The sequence below is a fragment of the Ancylobacter sp. VNQ12 genome (assembly GCF_049445835.1).
Lineage (GTDB): Bacteria > Pseudomonadota > Alphaproteobacteria > Rhizobiales > Xanthobacteraceae > Ancylobacter.
On sequence record NZ_JBMSDU010000002.1, the window covers coordinates 576,749 to 602,099 of the forward strand.

The following is a 25,351-nucleotide window of genomic DNA, read 5'->3' on the forward strand; positions in this document are numbered from 1 at the left end:
TTGTGCGAAAACGGGCTAATGATACGAGGCGCGGGCGGGACGGGGATCGATGGACTGGGATCATCTGCGTATTTTCCTCGCCGTGGCGCGTGCCGGGCAGATGCTGGCGGCGGCGCGCCAGCTCGGGCTCGACCATGCGACCGTCGGGCGGCGGCTCGGCGCGCTGGAGGCGGGGCTCGGCACCAAGCTCCTGGAGCGCCGGACCACCGGCAGCGAGCTGACCCCGGCCGGCGAGCGCCTGCTCGCCCATGCCGAGCGCATCGAGACCGAAATGCTGCAGGCGCAGGCGGCGCTCGGCAATGTCGACCTCGCGCTGGCCGGCTCGGTGCGCATCGGCGCACCGGACGGCTTCGGCACCTATTTCCTCGCCCCGCGCCTCGGCCGGCTGGCGGAGGAACATCCGGGGCTCAACATCCAGCTGGCGCCGCTGCCGCGCAGCTTCTCCCTGCCCAAGCGCGAGGTCGATATCGCGGTGACCTTGCAGCGCCCCGGCGAGGGGCGGCTCATCGCCCGCAAGCTCACCGACTACACGCTCGGGGTCTATGCCTCGCGGGCCTATCTCGAGCGCACGGGCGCTATCGCCGGCCTGCGCGACCTCACCGGGCGGCTGCTCGTCACTTATGTGCCCGATCTCGTCTACTCGCCGGCGCTCGACTATTTCGAAGCCTTCCGCGAGGTGGACGCACGCCGGCTGGAATGCGCCAGCGTGGTCGGCCAGATGGAGGCGGTGCTGGCGGGCGCCGGGGTCGGCATCCTGCACGACTATGCCGCCCGCGCGCATCCCGAACTGGTCCGGCTGCTTCCCGAGCTGGGTTTTCGCCGCGCCTACTGGCTGGTCACCCATGCCGACATCCATGGCCTGCGCCGCATCCGCGAGGTGGAGGATTTCATCGTCGGCGCCGTGCGCGAGGCACGCGGCAGCTTCGTCGAGGCGGGCGTGCCGGTCCCGGAGCGCGAGGAGGCGTGAGCCGCGTGCACGATTCCTGGATTCTCGGATCAACGTCATCCTGAGGTGCCCGGCGCTAGCCGGGCCTCGAAGGATGCTCGTCCGGGCGCCCGCGTGACGATCCTTCGAGGCTCGCTGCGCGAGCGCCTCAGGATGACGGCGTTCTCATTGGCCTGCGCTCAAAGCGCGCCGCGTGAAGGCGTCGGCGAGCCGCGCGCCGTCGCTCACCCGTTCCAGAAGGCAGCGATGGGCGAGCGTGCCGCCCTCGCGTCGCGCCGCCATCCAGCGCACCCGCACGCGCTCGCCGGGATCGGCATTGCCGTGGAAGAACACGTCGCGCGCCAGCGTCGCCGCGCGCGGCGACCGCCTTCCGTCGAAATGCCATTCCGCCCGGTCGATGAACGCCACGAAGCTGGAGAAATACAGGAAGCCGGCGCCGTTGAAGTCCTGCGCCGGGCAGGGGTCGATCTCGAAGGAGCCTCCGCCGGCCATCGAAAGGTCAAAGCCGAAATGCTGCCCGACACGGCCCGCGCGCATCGCTGCGGCCAAGGCCGGCAGGCCGTGCGGGTCCGGCACGCCGGGCGCCGGGAAGCCGTCCAGCGCGACGCGGGCGACGGTGTGGTTGCCGCCGCCGCTGCTGCGCCGCACGAAGGCGGAGACCAGCTCGACCTCGCCCATCGCCCGTCCGCGCCGGCTCAGCACATGGCGGCTGGCGCACTGGGTACGCGAGACGCGGGCGATGTCCGAGCGGATGGCGAGCCGGTCATTCTCCCCGAGATGGCGGAAGCGGGCCTCCCGCACCGAGAGCGCGCAGAAGGCGGCATAGACCGGGGCGCCGTCGACATCGCGGAAATCCGGAACAGTGCGCCCGGCCATCCGCGCCAACATCATCCAGTGGCGATGGCCGAGATCCCGCAACAGCCAGGTCTCCGACAGGCCGGAGAGGCAGAGCTGCGGCATGCCGAGCAGCACCGTGTCCTCCAGCCCGGCGGCGGCCGGGGCGTTGTCGGGAAACAGCGCGGCGGGTGGAAGCGCGATGTTCATGCGGCGCTGTCCTCGCGCGCGTCGCCCGCCCGCGCGGCGATGTGGTCGACGAGGAATTGCGCGTCGCGCCCGACGCTGCCGAAGCGGCCCGAGCCCCAGGTGTGCAGCCAGGGCAGGCCGATGAAATAGATGCCCTCGCGCGCGGTGATGCCGCGCCGGTGCTGGGGATGGCCGGCGCCGTTGAACACCGGCGCGTCGAGCCAGCGGAAATCCGGCTTGAAGCCGATGCACCAGACGATCGAGGTAATGCCCGACGCGGCGAGGTCGAGGGTCGGGCGCTCGCCTTCCGGCTGCCAGACCGGCTCGTAGCGCGACGCCGGCGGCGCCTCGATGGCGTTCTCCGCGATGTATGTGTCGATCGCCGCGTTGATGCCGTTATAGGTCTTGTCGGCCTCGTCGAGGGCACCGGCCAGATTGGTGTCGAAGACGAGATTGGCCCCGTCGAATTCGCGCAGCACGCCATAGAGCTCCATGCCCTCCAGGGCGAATTTGCGCAGGTCGATGTCGCGCCCGCCATCGCGGCCGGTGACGTAATGGTTGGTGTTGTCGCGCACGCCTTCGCGCAGGGGATGCTGGTCGACCGACATGTCGTAATAGCCCATGTCGGCGAGCCAGGTGACGACATCGCGGCCGCGATAGAAGCGGGCGCAGCGCGGGGCGTTGCCCACTGCGAGGTGCACCTTGCGCCCGGCGAGGTGCAGATCCTCGGCGATCTGCGCGCCGGATTGGCCCGAGCCCACCACCAGCACGCCGCCCTCGGGCAGCTGGTCGGCATTGCGATATTGCGCGGAATGGATCTGTGCGATGGCGGCCGGCAGGCGCTCGGCCATGCGCGGCACGATCGGCTCGTGATAGCCGCCTGACGCCACCACGACGTTGTCGGCGCTCACCTCGCCGGAGGTGGTGGAGACGAGGAAGCCGCCCTCGCCGCGCGGGGTGACGCGGCGCACGCTCACCCCCTCGCGGATGGGCGGCTCCACCACGGCGCGGAAGCCCTGGAGATAGCCGAGGATCTCGTCCTTCTTCATGAAGCCGTCGGGGTCGTCGCCCTGATAGGGATGGCCGGGCAGGGCGCATTGCCAGTTCGGCGTGACCAGGCAGAAATTGTCCCAGCGCTGGGTCGCCCAGGCGTGCATCGCCCTGTGCTTCTCGAAGACGATGTGGTCGATGCCGTGGCGTTGCAAGAAATAGCTGGTCGACAGGCCGGCCTGGCCGCCGCCGACGATCACGACGGGATAGTGCTGGATCAGGTTCTCGTTCATGGGCGTCGCTCCGGATTGGAGGGCGCGCTCACTCGTCGAAGGATTCGACGGCGACGCGGGCATCGGGATGGGTGGAAAAGCTGCCGCCGGCCGCTTCCAGCCGCGCGAGTTGACCGAGCGCGCGCGAGCAGGGCATGCCGTAGCGCGCCTCGACACGGTCGCTGGCGATCTTCAGCGCCTGCCGGCTGCGGGCGAGAAAGTCGTCGAGCGCATAGCTTTCGCCGGGCGTGAAGAAGTCCTTGACGACCAGCGAGGGCGAATAGCAGCGCTCGGACTGGCCATCCGGCCAGCGAATGGTGAAGCGCATTTCAGGCATGGAGAGGCTCCCGCAGATCTTCATAGGTGGCGAGGTGGGCGCGCGCGGTCGTGGCCCAGTCGTGACGCGCGGCGACGACGGGCCCGATGGCTTCGAGGCGCGGTCGGAGCTCCGGCGTGAGCGCGACGGCGAGCGCATTGGCGATGGAGGGCGAGCTCGCGGGATTGCACCACACCGCCTCGTCCTCGCCGATATGCTCGGTGAAGGGGGCGATGCGCGAGACCACCACCGGCACGCCGCAGGCCATGGCCTCCAGCGCGACGAGGCCGAAGCCTTCCTTCACCGAGGCGAAGGCGAGCACATCGGCGAGACGGTAGAGCGCGGGCATGTCGTCCTGCGGCAGCGCGCCGGTGCGGAGGACCGCGTCCGCCGGCAGGCCGGAGGCGGCGAGCGCGGCGGCGAATTCCTCGGCGTAGAGATGATGGTCGAGCACGGTGGCGCCGCCGGCGACGACCAGCTGCGCCTTCGGATGCAGCGCCCGCAGCTGGACGAAGGCTTCCAATATGCGCAGCGTGTTCTTGCGCGGCTCGACCCCGCCGACACTGAGCACGATGGGCCCGGCGCCGAGGCCGAGACGGGTCTTCAGCGCCGCCTCGCGGCCATCCGCGTTCGGGGTGAAGCGGTGGATGTCGACACCATTGCCGACGATGACCGAAGGCAGGTCGAATGTCTCGGTGAGCAGGTCCTGCCAGAGATGGCTGACGACGAAATGCCGGTCGGCGCCGACGATGGCGCGACGCTGGAGGTCGATCAGCGCGGGATCGGCGAAGGCGTCGACATGGTGCACGGTGCGGGCAAAGCGGGCGATGAGGCCGCGCTGCTTCAGGCTCGCCAGCGCGTTGCCGGAAATGCCGTCCTGCGCGTGGAACACGTCGAAGGCGCGGTGCTTCGGCGCTTCGAAATAGGTGACATAGTCGGCTACGCGTTGATGCACCATCGCCGTCACATCCGCACCGACAGGGGAGGCGGGTACGCTCACCGTGCCGCACAGCGCCGGGCGGAAGAAGCCGGTGCCCTTGGCGTCCGGGGCAAACACCACCGCCTGATGGCCGAGCCGGGTGAGCGCGTCGCCGAGTTCCAGCGCGTGCACCACGCCGCCGCGCGGGTTGGTGGAATGGGCGAGGATGGCGATGCGGAGCGCGCGTGTCATGCCGCGTCCTCCGCCTTCGCCGGCGCGGGACCGCAGCCGAGCAGGGCGCGTTGACTGAGGTCCCAGATCGTCTCGCGCGCCGGGCCGTTCACCGCCGTGACGCGCTGGTCGGCGGTGACGGTGCCGATGGCGGCGGCGGCGATGCCACGCGCGTGGAACTGCGAGATGATAGCCGGCAAATTATCAGGCGTAGCGGTCAGCAGATAACCGAAGCTCGGAAAGCTCATCAGCCAGCACGCGGCATCGACACCAAGCGGGGCGGGCACGCGGGCAAGGTCGATCTCCACGCCGACGCCGGAGCACTCCGCCAGCATGGCGGCGGTACCGACGACCCCGCCCTGGCTGATGTCCTTGGCCGCGCGCGACAGCCCGGCCTCGGCGATGCGCGGCAGCACTTCGAGGTCGCCGCGCAGCCGCTCCGCCGGGGCGTCCAGCGCGGCCTGCCAGTTGGCGAACGGCTCGCGGTAGCGCCCGCGCAGATCGATGGCCGCGACCAGCGTCTCGCCCGGCCGGGCGTCGAAGCTCGTCAGCAGGCGCTTCGCCCGGCCGAGCACGGCGACGGAAAGCTGGCCGCGATCGGTGTTGAGATTGGTGTGGCCGCCGACGATCGGCACGCCGAAGCGCTGCGAGGCCGCGCGCAGCCCGTCCAGCACCGGCGCGGCGCCGTCCTCGCCCGAAGCCCAGACCGCATCGACCACGGCGATGGGCCGTCCCCCCATGGCGGCGATGTCGGAGAGGTTGACCATCACCCCGCACCAGCCGGCGAACCAGGGGTCGCCGGCGACGAACGCGTTCATGAAGCCTTCGATGGCGAGCAGCAGGAAACCGTCGCCGTCCGGGATCGCCGCGCAGTCGTCGCCCACCGCAATCGCGTCCGCCCCGCCAATGCCGAGCCGGGCGGCGGCGAGGCCGATATCGGCCTTGGCCGCCATGCCGGCGGAGGCGCGCAGCTTCGCGACAATGGTCTCGAAGGCGGTGGCGGAAAGCGGGGAGGCGGAGAGCGCGCTCATGCTAGGCCGCCTCGCGTGTCGGGAGACGGGCCGGCGCGCTGCGGGCAGCGGTGCGGAAGCCAGTCTCGGCGTCGCGGATCGGCGGATAGAAGGCGAGGTCGGCCTGCATGAGATAATGCGGGCGGCCGTGCAGTTCCTTCTCCTCGACGATGTTCCAGTGCAGCCGGCGGAACAGCAGGCCGTTCTGCGCCTGCACATGGGCGAGGAAGGACGTGGCACCGCGCGCATGGGCGGAGGAGACGGCGAGGCGGATCAGCGCCGCCCCGAGCGCCCCGACTTTTCGATAATCCTCGGCGACGGCGAGGCGCGAGCCCCACCACACGCCGGGCTCAGATTCATGGATGCGCACCGTGCCGACCACGTCGTCCGCCATCACGCCCAGCAGGGAGAGCGCGACGATGGGGATGGCGATTTCGTCGAGAGCGTCACGGTCGTCGCCGCCGCCGAACAGGCCCTGCTCCGCGCAGAACACCTGCCGGCGCAGCGCCGCGGCGCAACGCCTCTCCCAGGTCGCGGTGGCGAACTTCACCTGGAAATCGGCGGCAATGAAGGGGCGGAAGGGCTCGAACATCATGAACAGCCTCCCTGTCCGCGACCCCGCCGCTCATAGGTCGAGAGCGCCGAACAGGCGCCGCATTTGGCGCAGCCGGCCTTGGCGTCGATGGATTTGAGACCCGTCGCCAGCAGCATGCCGGCGAGCGGCCCGAGGATGGAATTCATGAAGGCGGGCGAGGGCGTCGGGTGGCTTTCCAGCGGCGTGCCGGAGATCGGCACGAAGGGCACCACGAAGGGATAGACGCCGATGCGGGTGAGCCGGTCGCAGACTTTCAATATGTCCTCGCGGCTGTCGCCGAGGCCGGCGAGGATATAGGTCGAGACCTGCCCGCGCCCGAACACCGGGACGGCGGCCTCGAAAGCCTGGAAGTAGCGCTCGACGGACACCTGCGCCTTGCCGGGCATGATGGAATGGCGCACTTCCTCGGTGACGGCTTCCAGATGCATGCCGAGCGCGTCGGCTCCGGCCGCATGCATGCGGGCGAACCAGGCATCGTCGTCCGGCGGCTCGCACTGCACCTGGATCGGCAGGTCCACCGCCGCCTTCACCGCGCGGGCGCTCTCGGTAAGGATTGCCGCGCCGCGATCCTTGCCCGGCGGGGTGCCGGTGGTCATCACCATATGCTTGACGCCGTCGAGCTCGACGGCGGCCTTGGCGACTTCCGCGAGCTGCGCCGGGGTCTTGCGCTCGATGGTGCGCCCCGCCGCCAGCGACTGGCCGATGGCGCAGAACTGGCAGGTCTTGGTGCGGCTCTGGTAGCGGATGCAGGTCTGGAGCACCGTGGTCGCCAGCACGTCGCGCCCGTGCAGCACGGCGATCTTGGAATAGGGGATGCCGTCGGCGGTGGTGAGGCCGTAGAATTTCGGCTGCAACGGGAACGACACCTCGCCGAGCACCAGCCCGTCGCGGCTGATGCGGCTCCGGCCATAGGCGTCCGGCTTTTCGACGAGATACGGGCTCTCGAAGGCCGGTGCGGTGTGCACCGGCACCATCACCGTCATGCCGTCCAGGGTCAGCGCCTTGTGATCCGAGGGACCGGCGCCGCCGCGTCGCGATTCCGCGCCGGCACGGGGATCAACCAGCCGCACCCCGTAGGACTGCAACTCGTTGATCAGGTGCTCGGTCGGCATCGGCTGGAGATCGGTGGCCGGATCCATCGGTTTCATCGGTCGCACTCCCGTAGCTGGCGAAGAAGGGAGCGGCATGCGCGTGCATCGGCACGGCAGGCCGGTTGTCGAGATTGAGGCTGAGCAGTTCCGGCCGGGCGTAATGGCCGACCGAATCCATCATCCGCTTGCGCTTGGTGATCAGCGCCATGTCGAGATCGGCGATGAGGATGCCCTCGCCGGAGGTAAGCGGGGGCACGACATGGCTGCCCTCCGGGGAAATGATCGCCGTCATGCAGCCGCCGGTCAGCGCTTTGCGCAATCTTTCTTCCGGCGCGATGCGGGCGATCTGCTCGTCGGTCAGCCAGCCGGTGGAGTTCACCACGAAGCAGCCGGATTCCAGCGCGTGGTGGCGGATCGTCACCTCGATCTGCTCGGCGAAGATCGGCCCGACCAGCGAGCCGGGGAACTGCGCGACGTGGATTTCCTCGTGCTGCGCCATCAGCGCGTAGCGGGCGAGGGGATTGTAGTGCTCCCAGCACGCCAGCGCGCCGATGCGGCCGACCTGTGTGTCGACCACTTTCAGGCCGGCGCCGTCGCCCTGGCCCCAGATCATCCGCTCATGGAAGGTGGGGGTGATCTTGCGGCGCCTGAGCGCCAGCGTGCCGTCGGCATCGAAAACGAGCTGGGTGTTGTAGAGCGAGCCGTGATCGCGCTCGTTCACCCCGAGCACGACCACCACGCCGAGGCGGCGGGCGGAAGCCGCCACCGCCTCGGTCACGGGGCCGGGGACCACCACCGCATTGTCATAGAGCCGCAGATGCTCCGCCCCGGTGAGAACGGGGGGCAGGACAAAGGAGAAATAGGGGTACCAGGGCACGAAGGTCTCGGGGAACACCACGAACTGCGCGCCCTTGCCCGCCGCCTCCTCCAGCGCGGCGAGCACGCGATTGAGCGTGCCCTCCAGGCTGTCGAGGTCGGGCGCGATCTGCACCGCGCCGACGCGGACAATTCTCTTCTCGGCCATTGCGAGCCTCCTCGAATGCGGTGACGTCCGGGGCGCTCAGAGCGTCCAGGTGTCGAGGATGAAGGCGTTGTCGCGGCGGTGGAGCAGCACGATGTCGAGCACGTCGAGCGGACTGACCGGGACGATGCCGGGGATCAGCGCACCCTCGCCATGGCCGTACAGCGCCTGCAGGGCGAAGCGGCAGGCATAGACCTTGCCGCCATCCGCCAGGATCTTCTCGATGCGGTTGTTGAAGTTGAGGTGGCCGGGGAAGGCCTCGTCGCCGAGCTTGGGGAAGCCGCGCTGCACGCCGAGCGTGACGCCGGGGCCGTAGAGCAGCACCGAGGTCTCGAAACCCTTCTGGATCAGCCGCGAGGCTTGCAGCAGGTTGACGAGGCCGATCGAGCCCTCGAAGGCGACGGTATGGAAGGTGATGAGCGCCTTTTCGCCGGGGGCGGCTTTGACGTCCTCGAACTTCTTGTCCTCGTAGTCGACCAGTACGTCGCCCTTCTGGTGGGCGGGGACGGTGATGGTGGCCATGTCGCTCTCCTTGGCTGAAACACGGGCCGGCAGGGCTGCCGGGTCACGCCAAATGGAATTGCAATCAATGTGCCAATTGATGGAATGCAAAAAGAAACAGCAAAACAGTCAAATTACATTCAATTATACATTCAATGAGATCCCGCCACCCTGTTTCGACCTGTTGAAAAATGATGCGAAAGCCTAGGGATGCAGCGCGATTCTGCACGCTTGGGCGGCACGTGGCGGCAAAGGCTCGGTAGTCCTACCTATGACGCAAACTGTGGACCAAGGGTGACAGACGGGCTGTGCAACATTATACAGTCAATTATGATTGACGGAGACGGTGGCATTCGGGCACCGGCGTAGGGCCGGCGCCTCCCGCCGCGAACGGAACGACCATGGCCGACTGGATTCCCGACCTCTCCCGCTCCGACAAGCCGCGCTACCTCGCCATCGCCGACCTGATCGCCGAGGACATTCGCGCCGGACGGCTCGCCATCGGCGACCGGCTGCCGCCGCAGAGGAAGCTGGCCGGCCGGCTCGATATCGACTTCACCACGGTGGCGCGCGGCTATGTCGAGGCGCAGAAGCGCGGCCTGGTCGAATCGCGCGTCGGGCAGGGCACCTTCGTGGTCGGCACGCCACGCCCCAAGCTGCGCCCCGCCGCCGCCGCCCGCCCCTCCGCTGTCGACCTGTCGATGAACCTGCCGCCCGAGCCGGACGACCCTGTCCTGATCGAGCGCATGCAGGAAGGTCTTGCCGAAGTGGGGCGCGATCTGGTGGCGCTGCTGCGCTATCAGGGGTTCGGCGGCACGCGGGCCGACAAGGACGCGGCCTCCGCCTGGCTCGGCCGGCGCGCGCTGGTGCCCTCGCAGGAGCGCCTCTTCGTCACGCCCGGCGCGCATCCCGCGCTGCTCGGCATTTTCGGCCTGCTGGCGAAGCCCGGCGACACCGTGCTGTGCGAGGCCATCACCTATCCCGGCGCCCGCGCGGTGGCGGCGCAACTGAGCCTCAAGCTGCACGGCCTGCCGATGGACCGCGACGGCATCGATCCCGACGCCTTCGCGGAAGCCTGCCGCACGCTGGCGCCCAAGGCGCTCTATCTCAACCCGACGCTGCAGAACCCGACGACGCTGACCATTCCCGAGGGACGGCGCACCGCGATCGCGCAAGTGGCGCGCCGCTTCGGCGTGCCGATCGTCGAGGACGACGCCTATGGCTTCATTCCCGCGCATGGCCCCGCCCCGCTCGCCGCCATCGCGCCGGACCTGACCTGGCACATTGCCGGCCTCGCCAAATGCATCGGCGCCGGGCTGCGCACCGCCTATGTCGTGGTGCCGGATGCGCGCTCGGGCTACCCGTTCGCGGCGGCGCTGCGCACGGCCAATGTGATGGCGTCCCCGCTCACCGCCGCTCTGGCGACCCGCTGGATCGAGGACGGCACGGCGGACACGCTGCTGCGCTTCATCCGCGCGGAGACGCAGGCCCGGCAGGCGCTGGCGAGCGAAATCCTGCCCGCCGGCTCGTTCCGCGCCGACCCGCTGAGCTTCAATCTCTGGATCGAGCTGCCGGCGCCATGGACGCGCTCGGCCTTTGTCGGCCATATGCGCGCCACCGGTATCGGCGTGGTGGCGAGCGACGCCTTCACCGCCGGCGGGCCGGCAACCGAGGCGGTGCGCGTGTGCCTCGGCGGGCCGGCGAGCCGGGCGCAGATCCGCTCCGCGCTGGACTATATCGCCCATGCGCTGGAGCAGTCGCCCGAGGCGGTGTCCTCGGTGATGTGATCGCCTCGAGCTGTCATCCCGGCCGTAGGCGAAGCCGCAGAGCCGGGATCGCTCTCCAATTTCATGCGATCCCGGATCGGCCTTCGGCCGTCCGGGATGACGACAAAAGAGGTGAGCCTCATCCCAGCTTGCGCGCCGCCTCCAGCAGCCGGTCGACATCCTCATCCGTGGTGCGGAACGAGGTGACGAGGCGCACCACGCCGGGGCCCCAGCGGTCTGTGTAGAAGCGGAAGCCCTGCCCCAGCAGCCCGTCGATCATCGGCTGCGGCAGGCGGACGAACAGCATGTTCGCCTCCACCGTGTCCCGCACCTCGACGCCGGCAATCGCGCGCAGGCCGCCATCGAGCCGCGCCGCCGCGCTGTTGGCCGCGCGCGCATTGGCGAGCCAGAGATCGTCCGCGAGATAGGCGTCCATCTGCGCCGCGAGGAAGCGCATCTTGGAGGCGAGATGCCCGCCGCGCTTGCGGCGGAAGGCAAGCTCGTCGGCCCATTTGCCGTCGAACGCCACGATGGCCTCGACGCCGAGCGCGCCGTTCTTGGTGGCGCCGAAGGAGAGGATGTCGACGCCGGCCTTCCAGGTCAGCTCCGCCGGCGAGGCACCGAGCGCCACCACCGCATTGGCGAAGCGCGAGCCGTCCATGTGCAGGGCGAGGCCCGCCTCGCGGCAGACGCGTCCGATGGCGGCGAGGTGTTCCAGCGAATAGAGCGTGCCGAGCTCGCTCGCCTGGGTGATGGAGACCACGGAGGGCTGCACGCCGTGCACGTCGCCCTTGTTGAGCCGGGCCGCGACGCGCAGCGCCTCGGGGTCGATCAGCGCCCGTTCGCCGGCGACATGCACCAGCTTGGCGCCACCGGTGAAGAATTCCGGCGCGCCGCATTCGTCGTTCTCGATGTGGCTGTCGGCATGGCACAGCACCGCACCCCAGGGCGGGGTGAGCGCGCTGAGCGAGAGCGCGTTGGCCGCCGTGCCGGTGGAAACCAGCAGGACGGAGACCTCGCGCTCGAACAGCGCTTTGAGCCGCTGCTCGACACGCCGGGAGATGTCGTCGGCGCCATAGGAGGGGGCCGGGCCGTCATTGGCAGCAGTGATGGCGTCGAGGATGGCCGGGGAGACGCCGGCAACATTGTCGCTGCCGAAGCCGGGCTGGCGCGGCAGGGCGCTGGGCGGAGGGGTCACGGGGGGATTCCTGCTCGAATGGATCGTTCAGGACACTCAATAACGCCCTTCGTGCCCGGCGCCCACCAATGATGCGTGTGGGCGCCGGGGGGCCGCCGTTTCAGGCGACGGTGGCCGGCGCGCGCTTCTGGCCGACGGCGCGGCCGGCACCCAAGGGGCTGTCGAGACGGGCATGCGCCTCGGCGATGGGCGCCAGCCGGGCGAGCACCGCCGCCGGTGCCGGGCTGGCGCGGCCCGCCTTGCTGTCGACATGCAGCAGCATCTGCTCGGCGGTGGCGATCTCGCGCTCGTCGGTTCCGGCGAACAGCCGGTGGAAGAGGTGGATGCGCTTGTCGTCGGCCGACAGGACCTGGCAGGTCGCCTTCAGCGTCTCGCCAAGTCGGGCTTGGTCGAGGTGCCGGATATGCGTCTCCACCGTGTAGTAGCTGTGGCCGGCCTCGACATAGGCGAGATCGACGCCGATCAGCCGCAGCAGGGCGTCCGTGGTGTCGCCGAACACCTGCAAATAGCGGTGCTCGGTCATGTGGCCGTTATAGTCGATCCAGGCCGGCGACACGCGGGCCTCGACCAGCGCCAGAGGCGCCGCGAGGTCGGGCGCGTCGGCGGGTGTCGCCTGTGCCAGCAGCCGCCGCTCGAAATCGGCCAGCAGCTTGCCGGCGCCCCAGCCCGCCCCGCCATGCCCCGCCTTCAGCGCCTGCACGATGCCGACGAGGTTCTCGTCGCGGATGCGCTCAAGCTCGCGGATGGAAAGCCCCGCCGCCTGCGCGTCCGACTGCGCGCCGATCTTCTCCACCAGCGCCTCGTCGAGGTCGACCACGTCGGTGAGCTTGGTCCACGGCCATTTGAGGCACGGGCCGAACTGGGCGAGGAAATGGCGCATGCCGGCCTCGCCGCCGGCGATGCGGTAGGTCTGGAACAGGCCCATCTGCGCCCAGCGCAGACCGAAGGAATAGCGGATCACGTCGTCGAGCGTCTCGACGTCGCAAATGTCGTCCTTGATCAGCCACAGCGCCTCGCGCCACAGCGCCTCCAGGAGCCGGTCGCCGACAAAGGCCTCGATCTCGCGGGCGATGACCACGCCCTTCATGCCGATGGCGTCGAGAACGTCCCTGGCCCGCGCGATGGTGGCGGGGGCGGTTGCATGGCCGCCGACGATCTCGACGAGCGGGAGCAAGTAAACCGGGTTGTAGGGATGGGCGACGAACAGCCGTTCGGGATGGGTCAGGCCCTGCTGAAGATCGGACGGCTTGAGGCCGGAGGTCGAGGAGCCGATCAGCGTCGTCGCGGGGGCGGTGGCGTCGATCTCGGCCAGCACGCGGTGCTTGAGGTCGAGCCGCTCCGGCACGCTCTCCTGCACCCATTGCGCATCCGCTACCGCTTCCGTCAGGCTGGCGCAGAAGGTGAGCCGGCCGCGCGGGGGGAGCGGTACGTTGGTCAGCAGCCCATAGGCGCGTTCGGCATTGGCGATCACCTCGCCGACGATGCGCTGCGCCTCCGGGTGCGGGTCGAACACCTTCACGTCGATGCCGGCGAAGAGGAAGCGGGCGATCCAGCCGCCGCCGATGACGCCGCCGCCGATGCAGGCGGCACGGGAGATGGGGGAGAGCTTGGTCATGGCGGTCTCCTCAGCGCTTCACCAGCTTCAGCTTCTCGCGCACCTCGGCCGGGCCGATGAGGCGGGCGCCCATATTCGTCACCACGGTGGCGGCCTTCTCGACCAGCTGGGCGTTGGTGGCGAGCTGGCCCTTGCCGACATAGAGATTGTCCTCCAGCCCGACCCGGACATTGCCGCCGGCCAGCACGGCGGCGGCGGGGTAGGCGAGCGCGTTGCGGCCGATGGAGAAGGCGGAGAAGGTCCACCCGGTGGGGACGTTGTTGACCATGGCCATGAAGGTGTTGAGGTCGTCCGGCGCGCCCCAGGGAATGCCCATGCAGAGTTGGATCAGCACCGGGTCCTCGATCAGCCCTTCCTCGACAAGCTGCTTGGCGAACCAGAGATGGCCGGTGTCGAAGGCTTCGATTTCCGGCCGCACGCCCAGCGCCGTCATCTGCCGCGCCATCTCGCGCAGCATGGCGGGCGTGTTGGTCATGACATAGTCGCCGAGGCTGAAATTCATCGTGCCGCAATCGAGCGTGCAGATCTCCGGTAGGCACTCCGCGACATGGGCGACGCGCTCGGTGGCGCCGGCCATGTCGGTGGCCTTCTCGTTGAGCGGGAAGGGGGCTTCCACATGGCCGAAGACGAGGTCGCCGCCCATGCCGGCGGTGAGGTTCAGCACCACGTCGACCTCCGATTCGCGGATGCGGTCGGTGACTTCGCGGAACAGGTCGCGGCGGCGCGAGGCGGCGCCGGTGTCGGGATCGCGCACATGGCAATGCACCACCGCGGCGCCGGCCTTGGCCGCGTCGATGGCGCTCGCGGCGATCTGCTTCGGCGTCACCGGCACATGGGATGAGCGCCCCACCGTGTCGCCCGCTCCGGTGACGGCGCAGGTGATGAAGACGTCGCGATTCATCGACAAGGGCATTTCGACCTCCAGAATGATGCGGCGAGCTTGACGGGAAAGCGCAGTCGTGACGCAACTGTTTGCGTAGCGAACTTTCCATTCTGCGAAGCCATGATCTTTACCCATTCCGACGAGCCGCTGGACGTCACGCTGCTGCTGTTCTCCGGGCTGTCGCTGCTCTCGCTGGCGGCGACGCTCGATCCCATGCGCGGGGCCAACCGTGTGCTGGGACGCCCGGCCTATCGCTGGAAGCTGGTGTCGATGGACGGCGCCATGCCGGTCGCCAGCTGCGGCCTGCCGATCCCGGTCGACGGCGCCTTCGCCCCGGCGGAGCGGCAGGACGCGCTGATCGTGCTCGCCGCCTTCGACGCCATGGCCCACGCCACGCCGCGCAACCTGAAGGCGCTGCGGGCCGGGGCCAAGCGCTCGACTGTCGTGGGTGGGATCGAATCCGGCTCCTGGCTGATGGGCTTCGCCGGCCTGCTCGACGGCCGCCGCGCCACCACGCATTGGGAGGATCTGGAGGATTTCGCCGCCCGCTTTCCCAATGTCGACGTGCAGCCGGACCGCTTCGTGGTCGACGAGCCGGTGTTCACCACTGGCGGGGCGACGCCGGCGCTCGATTGCATGCTGTCGCTGATCCGCGCGCGCAACGGCTATTCGGCGGCGCTCGATGTCGCCAGCCTCTATATCTATGAGGAGGTGCGGACGGGCTCGGACATCCAGCCCATCGTCTCGCTGGGGCGCATCCGCCAGCACGAACCGCGCGTGGCCGAGGCGATCCGCGTCATGGAAACCCATATCGACCGGCCGCTGACCATCGCCGCCATTGCGCGCCGCGTCGGCGTGTCGACGCGCGGGCTGGAGACGCTGTTCCTGCGCATCGTCGAGGTCACGCCGGGGGCGTATTACGTCACGCTGCGGCTGAACGCAGCGCGACGCCTGGTGCTCGACACCAATCTGTCGCTCGCCGACATCGCCGAGCGCACCGGCTTTTCGGCGATCGCCTCGCTGTCGCGGGCGTTCCGCCGGCAGTTCGGGCAGCCGCCCTCGGCCGCCCGCAAGGCCCGACTGTGAATCGCCCGTCTGTAAGCGGGTTCGCCTACAGGCCGAGCCCGCTTTTGACCGCCGCCGCGCCCGGCTTGCCGTCCAGCGTGGTCACCCCGGCGAGCCAGGCGTCGACCGCGGCGGGGTTGGCCTTCAGCCAGGCCCGCACGGCGGCATCCGCCGTCATGCCCTTGTCGAGAATGTCGCTCATCAGCTGGTTCTCGGTCTTCACCTCGAAGACGAGGTTGGACAGCAGGCGGCCGACATTCGGGCAGTCCTTCGCATAGCCCGGCCGCGACAGGGTGACGACCGTCGCGCCGCCATCATTGGGGCCGAACACGTCGTTGCCGTCGGTGAGATAGACCATCGGCAGGTTGACGTTCATCGGGTGCGGCTGCCAGCCGAAGAACACCACCGGCTCCTTCTGGCGGATCTTCTGCGTCGCCTGCGCCAGCATGCCCTGCTCGCTGGATTCGACGAGATCGAAGCCCTTCAGGCCGAATGTATTGTCGGCGATCATCTTCGCGATGGTGTTGTTGGCGCCGCTGCCGGCCTCGATGCCGTAGATCTTGCCCCCGAGTTTGTCTTTGAACTTGGCGATGTCGGCATAGGTCTTGAGGCCGGCGTCATAGGCGTCCTTGGAGGTGGCGAAGCCGATGCGCGCGTCCTTCAGGTTGGTGGCGACGATCTCGACCTTGCCGGCCTTGACCAGCGGCGCCTGGGTCGGCTCCTGCAGCGGCATCCAATTGCCGAGGAAGACGTCGCGGTCGCCATTCTCCAGCGCCTTGAAGGTGATGGCGACCGACAGGACAGAGACCTCGGGCTTGTAGCCGAGGCCGTCGAGCAGCTGCCTGGCGATCTCGGTGGTGGCGGTGATGTCGGTCCAGCCCACATCCGAGAAGCGCGGCTTGGCGCAGGAGGCGGGATCGGCGGCGAAGGCGGAGGACGACATGAGTGTTGCGGATAAGGTAACGCAGGCCACGAAAATGCGTGAAATCATTGCTGTTCCCTCGTGTTGGCGATCATGCCGCGTGCGGCATCGCAAGGGAAGCCTACGCCCCGCCCCGCGTGCTGCTTGACTTGATTCGAAGCGTTGATGATCGCTTACGCAAGCGGAGGCGCGTGCCGCCTCCTCGTCACGCCGCCTGGGCCTGCGCCTGCCCGATCTCGCGCACGAGGCTGGCAATCAGCTCCAGCGGGCCGGAGAGCGGATTGGTCTTGCGCCAGACCATGCCGATCGTGCGCGTGGGGCGCGGTTCCCCCAGCCGCGCCACGCAGACCGAGGCCGAGCGCGTCTCGACCGGGACGGCCATTTGCGGAATGAGCGTGACGCCGATGCCCGCACCGACCATCTGCACCAGGGTGGTGAGCGAGCTCCCCTCCATCAGGTCGCGCGGCAGGCTGGACGACATCCGGCAGTACGAAAGCGCCTGCTCGCGGAAGCAGTGCCCCTCCTCCAGCAGGAGGAGCCGCATCTCGCGGAGCGTTTCCGAGCTCGGAACCGGCAGCCCCGCCTCATGCGCCGGGCGCACCAGGACGAATTCCTCCCCGAACAGGGCATATTCGGTGAGCGAGGGCTCGGACACCGGCAGCGCGACGATCGCGGCGTCGAGCCGGCCCTCCATGAGGTCGTCGACGAGCCTCTGCGTCACCGCCTCGCGCGGGCGCAGGTCGAGGCCGGGGAAGCGCACCGCCAGGCGCTGCATGACGGAAGGCAGCAGATAGGGCGCGACGGTCGGAATCACGCCGATCCGCAGCCGGCCGGCGAGCGGGCTCTGCGTGGCGCGGGCGAGATCGTCGAGCTCGTCCACCGCCCGCAATATGCGGCGCGCCCGCGTCGCGAACTCCTCGCCGAGGCCGGTGAGCCGGATCCGCCGCGTTCCCCGCTCGACCAGCGGCGCGCCGAGAATCTCCTCGAGCTCCTTGATCTGCAGCGACAAGGCCGGCTGGGAGATTGCGCACGCCTCCGCCGCCCGGCCGAAATGACCGTGCTGGGCCAGCGCCTCGAAATAGCGCAGATGCCTCATGGAGATGTCTGTCATAAGCCAGACATATCGGACTGATTAGAAAATGCAAATTTTCATTATTGCGGGCGTACGATAAGACCATTTCTAAGGTGAGCATCTGCGCGGAGCGGGCACGTCGCCCCCCTGCGCCGGCGTGTCCGGTTCCGCGGACCAGCAGTCGATCGGAGAAGGCAATGGACGACATCACGAAGAAGCCGGCCGGCAAGTGCCCGGTGATGCACGGCGCCATCACGGAAACCGGCACGTCGAACGTGGACTGGTGGCCGAAGGCGCTCAATCTCGACATTCTCCACCAGCACGACAGCAAGACCAACCCGCTGGGCAAGGACTTCAATTATCGCGAGGCGCTCAAGGGGCTCGACTTCGAGGCGCTGAAGGCGGACATGCGCGCCCTGATGACCGACAGCCAGGACTGGTGGCCGGCCGATTGGGGCCATTACGGCGGGCTGATGATCCGCCTGTCGTGGCACGCGGCGGGCTCCTACCGGCTGGCGGACGGGCGCGGCGGCGGCGGCACGGGCGACCAGCGCTTCGCCCCGCTCAATTCCTGGCCGGACAATGTCAGCCTCGACAAGGCGCGCCGGCTGCTCTGGCCGATCAAGAAGAAGTACGGCAACAAGGTTTCCTGGGCCGATCTCATCGTGCTCGCCGGCACCATCGCCTATGAGACGATGGGGCTGAAGACCTTCGGCTTCGGCTTTGGCCGCGCGGATGTCTGGCACCCCGCCAAGGACACCTATTGGGGCGCTGAGAAGGAGTGGCTGGCGCCGAGCGACAACCGCTACACCGACGTCAACCAGCCGGCGACGATGGAGAATCCGCTTGCCGCCGTGCAGATGGGCCTCATCTACGTCAACCCGGAAGGCGTGAACGGCAAGCCGGACCCGATGAGGACCGCCGCGCAGGTGCGCGAGACCTTCAAGCGCATGGCGATGAACGACGAGGAAACCGTGGCGCTGACCGCCGGCGGCCACACCGTCGGCAAGACCCACGGCAATGGCGACGCCAAGGCGCTCGGCCCCAACCCGGAGGCCGCCCCGCTGGAAGACCAGGGCATGGGCTGGTCCAACCCCAACCAGAACGGGCTGGCCAGCCGCGCGGTGACGTCCGGCCTCGAAGGCGCCTGGACGACGCATCCGACCGTGTTCGACATGGGCTTCTTCGACATGCTGTTCAAGCATGAGTGGACGCTCAGCCACAGCCCGGCCGGGGCGTCGCAGTGGGTGCCGATCTCGATCGCCGAAGAGGACAAGCCGGTCGACGCCAGCGACCCCTCGATCCGCCACAGCCCGATGATGACCGACGCCGACATGGCGATGAAGGTGGACCCGATCTACAACGCGATCTGCCAGAAGTTCATGGCCGATCCCGAGTACTTCAAGGACACCTTCGCCCGCGCCTGGTTCAAGCTGACCCATCGCGACATGGGTCCGAAGGTCCGCTACATCGGCCCGGACGTGCCTGGGGAAGACCTGATCTGGCAGGACCCGGTGCCGGTCGGCCCCACCGGTTACGACATCGCGGCGGTGAAGGCGAAGATCATCAATAGCGGCCTGACCATCGGCGAACTCGTCAGCACCGCCTGGGACAGCGCCCGCACCTATCGCGGCTCCGACATGCGCGGTGGCGCCAATGGCGCGCGCATCCGCCTCGCGCCGCAGAAGGACTGGGTGGGCAATGAGCCGGCGCGCCTCGCCAAGGTGCTCGCTGTGCTGGAGCCGATCGCGGCGGAGGCCGGCGCGAGCGTGGCGGACGTCATCGTGCTCGGCGGCAATGTCGGCGTGGAACTCGCGGCGAAGGCGGCCGGCCACGATGTCACCGTGCCCTTCGCGCCGGGCCGGGGCGATGCCACCGACGCGCAGACCGACGCGGACTCCTTCAGCGTGCTGGAGCCGATCCATGACGGCTACCGCAACTGGCTGAAGCAGGACTACGTGGTCAGCGCCGAGGAACTGCTGCTCGACCGCACCCAGCTCATGGGCCTCACCGCCCCGGAGATGACCGTGCTGATCGGCGGTTTGCGCGTGCTCGGCACCAATCATGGCGGCAGCAAGCACGGCGTCTTCACCGCCCGCGAAGGCGCACTGACGAACGATTTCTTCGTCAACCTGACCGACATGGGCAACAAGTGGGTGTCGGTCGCCGACGGGCTCTATGAGCTGCGCGATCGCCGGACTGACCGGCCTAAGTGGTCCGCCACGCGCGTAGACCTAGTCCTCGGCTCCAACGCGATCCTGCGCGCCTATGCCGAGGTCTACGCCCAGGACGACGCGCAGGAGAAGTTCGTCCACGATTTCGCCGCCGCCTGGACCAAGGTGATGAACGCGGATCGCTTCGATCTCGCCTGATCCAAAACCGACCTCTCCCGCCGTCGACATCGAGGGCGGGAGAGGTCGTCCGGCTTCACGGGCCCCGACCGACCGGTGGACCAGGGCGGGAGACTTCCTGTTCCAGCCGTAACGGGAAGTGGCGCGCGCGTCGGCCTTTCCCGGCCGGGGAAGGCCTGCCCGGCAGGGGATCCGGGGGAACCGCACCTGCGGCAGATTTCTCCACAGGCTGGAATCCATGGCCGATCCTGGTGTTTGCGGCGGGGTGCCATGAGGCTGTGAGAATTCATGTAATAGGCCGTTGCATTCTCCGGAATCATGGGGCATAGAGACGGCCCGTTCGGGGCGCCGGCCAAAGGCGGTCCTGGACGACGGAGCGAGCGGGCGTAGCTCAGGGGTAGAGCACAACCTTGCCAAGGTTGGGGTCGTGGGTTCGAATCCCATCGCCCGCTCCAAATTTTCCCAAGAAAATCAGATAGTTAGCAAACGCCCTTCGGGGCGTTTTCTGCTTACCGGCAACAGCTCTGCCATTTCGGTAAGCAGGCGGTAAGCGCGGCAGGGAAAGCCGTGGCGCGCTCCAGCGGAGGCGCCCGCCCTGTCCGACCGGTCAGCGAAAGCGCGGACAAGCGGTGCGGCTATTCGGCAGACCACCTCTCCCGCGTACGGGATGTCCTTTCGCCCACTGAGAGTGAGAGGTAGGACCGGAATCCCGCGACGGGTTGAGGGCCGGAGGAGGGCTTCCGGCGCCCGTCATGGAGTCAAGGCTGAGGTCATCCATCGCCGAGGTCCTTGGCGATCCTTCGAGGCCGTCGAGGTTGCCACGCTGACCTGGGTCGACTGGTTCAACCATCTCTGGCTGCTGCAGGAGAGTTCTTTCGGGATAATTTCAGATCACACCTCCCGGACTGTCGGGCAGACCCACCCCAAAGCCCTCAGGGCGGCAAAGTGTGAGAGGCAGGTCTGGATTTCCGTGACGGGTTGAGGGCCGGGAGAGAGGCTTCCGGCGCCCGTCATGGAGGTTGATCCCCATGAACATGCAGGTTCTGGATGCCGGTCGTGATGCCAGCAGCGGCTACAAGGTGGAGGTCACCCGCGGCGAGCGGGTCGGCCGCGTGTCTTCGGAGTGGTTCTCCCGGCCGGATGATGAGCGGTTCCTGTCGCTCGGCGAAATGGCCGCGATGGTGCGGGGGCGTGCTGATCACAGTCGGTCGCGCCTGGTGGAGACGTCGCGTATCCATGTGGAGGCGAGCCGCTCCAATGCCGAGCGGTTGGCGCTGGTCATTCCCGGGGCGGATGCCCCCGTCGAGCCGAACCATTGGTCCTTCGGCCAGCTCGCGGCCCAGATCGGGGCCCCGGCCGCCTATCTGCGCCAGCTTCCAGCCGCGCTGGCCGGCATTAATCTGCAATATGGTCTGACCTCGCACCGCGCCGAGCAGATCAAGACCTATGAGACCGCCAATGGCCGCGTCGAGCTGCGCGCGGTGACCGGCCCGGACTATGGCCGGATCTACGATCACGAGCTGGTCGAAGCGGTGCAGCGCATTGCCGGCAACGGCACCGGCGACACGCGCTGGAAGGTGCCGGGCGTGCTCGACTGGTCGACGGGCATCTACAATCCGCGTGTGGACATCACCAGGGATACGACGACGCTCTATGCCTCCGACCGCGACGTCTTCCTGTTCCTGGTTGACGACCTCAACCCGATCGAGGCCGGGCGTTTGCCCGACGGCTCGCCGGACCTCTATTTCCGGGGCTTCTACTGCTGGAACTCGGAGGTGGGGGCCAAGACGCTCGGCATCGCGAGTTTCTATCTGCGTGCCGTCTGCCAGAACCGCAATCTCTGGGGTGTCGAGGATTTCCAGGAGATCACCATCCGCCACTCCAAATACGCCGCCTCGCGCTTTGCGCACGAGGCAGCGCCGGCACTCACCCGCTTCGCCAATTCCTCGCCCATGCCCTTCGTCAACGGCATCAAGGCGGCACGGGAGAAGATCGTGGCGCGCACCGACGAGGACCGCAGCGACTTCCTCCGCAACCGGGGCTTCTCCAAGGCCGAGACCGCCAGGATCATCGACACGGTGCTGGCCGAGGAGGGGCGCAAGCCCGAGAGCATCTTCGACTTCGTGCAGGGCATCACCGCGGTCGCACGCGCCAAGCCCCACCAGGATGCAAGGCTCGATCTTGAGGGCCGGGCAAAGAAGCTGCTCGATCGGGCAGCCTGACTTCCGGAAAGCCGGAGATGTGGAGATCCGTGTCTCCGGCTTTCTGCTTGTGCGGTTCTGCGGCGCTGCCCTCCAGAGTGAGAGGGCGGCGCTGCGCTTCGTGACGGGTTGGAGGCCGAGAGAGAGGCTCTTGGCCGCCCGTCGCGGAGATGCCTTCCATGGCGACCAATGTTCAGAAGATCACGCTCTCGCCCTCGCGTGACATCCCCTTCAACAAGCTGCTGCTCAGCCAGTCGAACGTCCGGCGCATCAAGGCTGGGGTCTCGATCGAGGAACTGGCTGAGGACATCGCCCGCCGTGGCCTGCTGCAGGGCCTGAGCGTGCGGCCTGTGGTTGACGACACCGGCGTCGAGACCGGCATGTTCGAGATCCCGGCCGGCGGACGGCGCTATCGGGCGCTGGAAGTGCTGGTGAAGCAGAAGCGCCTCGCCAAGACCGCGCCGGTGCCCTGTGTCATCCGGGAGGGCGGCATCGCCGAAGAGGATTCGCTCGCCGAGAATGTCCAGCGCGCGCCGCTGCATCCGCTCGACCAGTTCCGCGCATTTCTGGCGCTGCGCGAGAAGGGGCAGTCCGAGGAAGAGATCGCCGCCGCCTTCTTCGTCTCCGTCGGCGTGGTGAAGCAGCGTCTCAGGCTCGCCTCGATCTCTCCGGTGCTGTTGGAGGTCTATGCCGAGGACGACATGACGCTCGACCAGCTCATGGCCTTCACCGTTTCCGGCGACCATGCGCGCCAGGAACAGGTCTTCGAGCGGCTGAAGACCTCCTATGACAAGCAGCCCTATGCCATCCGCCGCATGCTGACCGAGGGTGCTGTCCGCGCCTGTGACAAGCGCGCCCAATTCATCGGTCTCGAGGCCTATATCGAGGCCGGCGGCACCATCCTGCGCGACCTGTTCCAGGGCGATGATGGCGGATGGCTGCAGGATGTCGCGCTCGTCGACCGGCTTGTGGCTGAGAAGCTCAAGGCCGAGGCCGACGCTGTCGCTACCGAAGGATGGAAGTGGGTCGAGGTGGCCCCTGACTTCGCCTATGGCCACACCTACGGCCTGCGACAGCTGCGCGGCGAGACCATCCCGCTCACCACTGAGGAGGAAGCGAGCCGCGATGCCCTCCAGGCGGAATATGATCGCCTGTCCACGGAATACGCCGAGGCGGATGAACTGCCGGAGGAGGTCGACGCGCGGCTCGGCGAGATCGAGACGGCGATCGAAGCCTTCGAGGCGCGTCCGATCGCCTTCGATCCGGCGGAGGCGGCGCGCGCCGGCGCCTTCGTCAGCATCGCCCATGATGGGTCGGTGCGCATTGAGCGCGGCTATGTGCGGCCTGAGGACGAACTGCCGGCTGAGCCCGAACTCGCCGTGGAGGACGCGGGGCCGCGCCTTGCCGCCGCTGCGGCCACGAGGGCGGGCGATGCTGTTACAGCCGATACGCTGGCGCCCGAACTCGAGGAGGACGAAGGGCTGTCTGCGCTCTCGGACCGGCTCATGGCCGAACTGACCTCGCACCGCACGCTCGGCCTGCGTCAGGCGCTGGGCGAACGGCCGGACGTGGCCTTCCTCGCCGCCCTGCATGCCCTGACGCTGAAGAGCTTCTACCGTTACGGCTCGGATAGCTGCCTCGAACTCGACCTGAAGAGCATCGCCTTCAGCGCGCAGGCGCCGGGGCTGAACGACAGCGCCTCGGCCGCGGCGATCCACGCCCGGCATGATGGCTGGGCCAAGGTCCTGCCGAAGGACTCGGCCGATCTCTGGGAGGCTCTGCGGGACTGGGACAGCGACAGCCGCTCCAGCCTGTTCGCCCATGTGGTGAGCCTGTCGGTGAATGCTGTTCATGAGGCCTGGAACCGGCGCCCCCGCGCCCTCCACCATGCGGATCAACTCGCCCGCGCCGTCGACCTCGACATGGCGGCCGCCGGGTGGAGGCCGACCGTGGACAATTTCCTCGGCCGGGTCACCAAGGCCCGCATTCTGCTGGCGGTGTGCGAGGCCAAGGGGTCGCGCGTTGCGGACCGCATCGCGCACCTGAAGAAGGGCGACATGGCCCGCGAGGCCGAAACGTTGCTGGCTAATACCGGCTGGCTGCCGGAACCGCTGCGCGGAGCCGAACCCGCCGTTGGCGAGGATACGGCGGCGCAGGACGGCACAACGGCCATGGGCGAAGACGAGAGTCTTGAGGATACTGAAGACACCACGGACATCCCCCCTGCCGTGGCGGCGGAGTAACCCTCACCACGATCCTGAACCTCGGCCCGCCGGCTCTGTCGGCGGGCCTTTGTTTTTGAAAAGCTCGCCATGTCCGGGATTGCTCAACATCTGTCGCGCCGGCTCGCCGATCGGGCCGAAGCCGTTTGCCGTCACTATCTCTCCAATGGGCGCCGGGAGGGCCGCTACTGGCTCGTCGGCGATGTCCGCAACACGCCCGGCCGCTCGCTCTTCGTCCGGCTCCACGCATCCGCGAAGGGCCCGGCGGGCAAATGGACCGATGCCGCCACCGGCGAACATGGCGATCTTCTCGATGTCATCCGGGGATCGCTGGGGCTCCTCGACTTCGCTGACGTTGCCGAGGAAGCGCGGACCTTTCTCAACCTGCCGCATCCCGAACCGGAGCCCGCAGCACCACGTCGCTGCGTCACGCCGGCTCCATCAGGTTCGATCGAAGCGGCACAGCGGCTGTTCGCTATGTCGCGGCCCATCGCCGGGACCCTCGCACAGACGTATCTGCGCCGACGCGGCATTACGCTTCTGCACGGAACCGGAAACCTGCGCTTCCACCCGCGCTGCTACTACAGGCCTGACGACGGCCCGACCGAGACCTTGCCCGCCATGATCGCCGCCGTCACCGATCTCACGGGCAGGATCACTGGCGTACACCGCACCTGGCTCGCCCCCGACGGTTCGGACAAGGCCCCAGTCGACACGCCGCGCAAGGCGATGGGCGATCTGCTCGGGTCTACCGTTCGCATCGGTGTGCCCGACACCGTGATGGCAGCGGGCGAAGGCATCGAGACCTTGCTGTCGCTCCGGCAGGTTCTGCCGAGCATGGCGATGGCGCCGGCGCTCTCGGCAGCACATCTGGCCGCCATCCTGTTCCCGCCTGCCCTGAGGCGGCTCTACATCGTCAGCGACAACGATCCTGCCGGTGACGCCGCGCGGGACACGCTGATCGAACGGGCGAACGCTGAGGGGATCGAGGCCATTCCATTGTCGCCAGCGCTCGGAGACTTCAACGAGGATCTCCAGCGGCTCGGTATCGATGCGCTCCGGATGGGTGTTCGGGTGCAACTCGTCCCGGAAGATGTCGTGCGCTTCATGAGCCTGGCCCCATAGCCGAAACGGGCTGAAC

At 68.3% G+C, this 25,351-nt stretch carries 21 protein-coding genes and 1 tRNA gene; 8 read left to right on the top strand and 14 right to left on the bottom strand.

Translation table 11 applies throughout. The features are described 5' to 3' along the window. Positions 1–49: 49 nt before the first annotated feature. Complete coding sequence (locus ACO2RV_RS06390) at positions 50–967, top strand: LysR family transcriptional regulator (protein ID WP_423290965.1); 918 nt, start codon at positions 50–52, stop codon at positions 965–967. Positions 968–1,111: 144 nt separating this feature from the next. On the opposite strand, the gene ACO2RV_RS06395 is transcribed toward ACO2RV_RS06390, so the two are convergent. From ACO2RV_RS06395 to ACO2RV_RS06435, 9 genes are read right to left on the bottom strand one after another with little or no spacing between them, the layout of a single operon-like run. After that, positions 1,112–1,990, bottom strand: coding sequence for a Pnap_2097 family protein (locus ACO2RV_RS06395; RefSeq protein ID WP_423290967.1), 879 nt, complete (start codon positions 1,988–1,990; stop codon positions 1,112–1,114). Then, positions 1,987–3,252: an MSMEG_0569 family flavin-dependent oxidoreductase gene (locus tag ACO2RV_RS06400; protein WP_423290969.1), complete on the bottom strand. Its 1,266-nt coding sequence runs from the start codon at positions 3,250–3,252 to the stop codon at positions 1,987–1,989. The genes ACO2RV_RS06395 and ACO2RV_RS06400 overlap by 4 nt, the downstream gene beginning before the upstream one ends. A 28-nt stretch (positions 3,253–3,280) precedes the next feature. Beyond that, a complete protein-coding gene (locus ACO2RV_RS06405) occupies positions 3,281–3,568 on the bottom strand; it encodes an MSMEG_0570 family nitrogen starvation response protein (protein WP_423290971.1) in 288 nt (95 codons plus the stop codon). Then, entirely contained in the window at positions 3,561–4,718 is a 1,158-nt protein-coding gene (locus ACO2RV_RS06410; RefSeq protein WP_423290973.1) for an MSMEG_0565 family glycosyltransferase, read from the bottom strand. The genes ACO2RV_RS06405 and ACO2RV_RS06410 overlap by 8 nt, the downstream gene beginning before the upstream one ends. Then, entirely contained in the window at positions 4,715–5,728 is a 1,014-nt protein-coding gene (locus ACO2RV_RS06415) for a sll0787 family AIR synthase-like protein (RefSeq protein ID WP_423290975.1), read from the bottom strand. The genes ACO2RV_RS06410 and ACO2RV_RS06415 overlap by 4 nt, the downstream gene beginning before the upstream one ends. A gap of 1 nt (position 5,729) precedes the next feature. Then, a complete protein-coding gene (locus tag ACO2RV_RS06420) occupies positions 5,730–6,302 on the bottom strand; it encodes an MSMEG_0567/Sll0786 family nitrogen starvation N-acetyltransferase (RefSeq protein WP_423290977.1) in 573 nt (190 codons plus the stop codon). Beyond that, on the bottom strand, positions 6,299–7,441 hold the full coding sequence (locus ACO2RV_RS06425) for an MSMEG_0568 family radical SAM protein (RefSeq protein ID WP_423291070.1): 1,143 nt from the start codon (positions 7,439–7,441) through the stop codon (positions 6,299–6,301). The genes ACO2RV_RS06420 and ACO2RV_RS06425 overlap by 4 nt, the downstream gene beginning before the upstream one ends. Continuing rightward, positions 7,359–8,417 carry a Nit6803 family nitrilase gene (locus ACO2RV_RS06430; protein WP_423290979.1) on the bottom strand — a complete coding sequence of 353 codons (1,059 nt, stop codon included), beginning with the start codon at positions 8,415–8,417 and terminating at the stop codon, positions 7,359–7,361. Before ACO2RV_RS06430 ends, ACO2RV_RS06425 begins: the two co-directional genes overlap by 83 nt. A gap of 36 nt (positions 8,418–8,453) precedes the next feature. After that, complete coding sequence (locus tag ACO2RV_RS06435) at positions 8,454–8,936, bottom strand: MSMEG_0572/Sll0783 family nitrogen starvation response protein (protein WP_423290981.1); 483 nt, start codon at positions 8,934–8,936, stop codon at positions 8,454–8,456. 380 nt (positions 8,937–9,316) lie between these two features. Between ACO2RV_RS06435 and ACO2RV_RS06440 the strand changes: the two genes are divergently transcribed. Beyond that, positions 9,317–10,702 (top strand): PLP-dependent aminotransferase family protein, encoded by a 1,386-nt coding sequence (locus tag ACO2RV_RS06440; protein ID WP_423290983.1) that lies wholly within the window; start codon positions 9,317–9,319, stop codon positions 10,700–10,702. A 118-nt stretch (positions 10,703–10,820) separates the two neighbouring features. Here ACO2RV_RS06440 and ACO2RV_RS06445 read toward each other — a convergent pair whose 3' ends face one another. The 3 genes from ACO2RV_RS06445 to ACO2RV_RS06455 all read right to left on the bottom strand — a co-directional run bounded on the left by ACO2RV_RS06445 (position 10,821) and on the right by ACO2RV_RS06455 (position 14,407). Then, on the bottom strand, positions 10,821–11,879 hold the full coding sequence (locus ACO2RV_RS06445) for a threonine aldolase family protein (protein ID WP_423290985.1): 1,059 nt from the start codon (positions 11,877–11,879) through the stop codon (positions 10,821–10,823). A 100-nt stretch (positions 11,880–11,979) separates the two neighbouring features. Beyond that, positions 11,980–13,494 (bottom strand): carnitine 3-dehydrogenase, encoded by a 1,515-nt coding sequence (locus tag ACO2RV_RS06450; RefSeq protein ID WP_423290987.1) that lies wholly within the window; start codon positions 13,492–13,494, stop codon positions 11,980–11,982. Between the two features lie 10 nt (positions 13,495–13,504). Further along, entirely contained in the window at positions 13,505–14,407 is a 903-nt protein-coding gene (locus ACO2RV_RS06455) for a 3-keto-5-aminohexanoate cleavage protein (RefSeq protein WP_423290989.1), read from the bottom strand. 90 nt (positions 14,408–14,497) lie between these two features. Here ACO2RV_RS06455 and ACO2RV_RS06460 point away from each other — a divergent pair, with 90 nt between their 5' ends. After that, positions 14,498–15,463 (top strand): GlxA family transcriptional regulator, encoded by a 966-nt coding sequence (locus ACO2RV_RS06460; RefSeq protein WP_423290991.1) that lies wholly within the window; start codon positions 14,498–14,500, stop codon positions 15,461–15,463. A gap of 25 nt (positions 15,464–15,488) precedes the next feature. Here the strand turns inward: ACO2RV_RS06460 and choX are convergent, their stop codons facing one another. Further along, a complete protein-coding gene (gene choX / locus ACO2RV_RS06465; RefSeq protein WP_423290993.1) occupies positions 15,489–16,433 on the bottom strand; it encodes a choline ABC transporter substrate-binding protein in 945 nt (314 codons plus the stop codon). Between the two features lie 136 nt (positions 16,434–16,569). Then, positions 16,570–17,475: a LysR substrate-binding domain-containing protein gene (locus tag ACO2RV_RS06470; protein ID WP_423290995.1), complete on the bottom strand. Its 906-nt coding sequence runs from the start codon at positions 17,473–17,475 to the stop codon at positions 16,570–16,572. Between the two features lie 158 nt (positions 17,476–17,633). Here ACO2RV_RS06470 and katG point away from each other — a divergent pair, with 158 nt between their 5' ends. The 5 genes from katG (at position 17,634) to ACO2RV_RS06495 (ending at position 25,335) form a co-directional block, all read left to right on the top strand. Further along, entirely contained in the window at positions 17,634–19,808 is a 2,175-nt protein-coding gene (katG, locus tag ACO2RV_RS06475; protein ID WP_423290997.1) for a catalase/peroxidase HPI, read from the top strand. Between the two features lie 359 nt (positions 19,809–20,167). After that, positions 20,168–20,242 (top strand) — tRNA-Gly (locus ACO2RV_RS06480). Between the two features lie 573 nt (positions 20,243–20,815). Next, a complete protein-coding gene (locus tag ACO2RV_RS06485; protein WP_244449987.1) occupies positions 20,816–22,009 on the top strand; it encodes a DUF932 domain-containing protein in 1,194 nt (397 codons plus the stop codon). A 158-nt stretch (positions 22,010–22,167) separates the two neighbouring features. Then, positions 22,168–24,231 carry a ParB/RepB/Spo0J family partition protein gene (locus tag ACO2RV_RS06490; RefSeq protein ID WP_244449988.1) on the top strand — a complete coding sequence of 688 codons (2,064 nt, stop codon included), beginning with the start codon at positions 22,168–22,170 and terminating at the stop codon, positions 24,229–24,231. 69 nt (positions 24,232–24,300) lie between these two features. Beyond that, positions 24,301–25,335, top strand: a complete 1,035-nt coding sequence (locus tag ACO2RV_RS06495) for a DUF7146 domain-containing protein (RefSeq protein ID WP_244449989.1) — start codon at positions 24,301–24,303, stop codon at positions 25,333–25,335. The last annotated feature ends 16 nt before the right edge of the window (positions 25,336–25,351 follow it).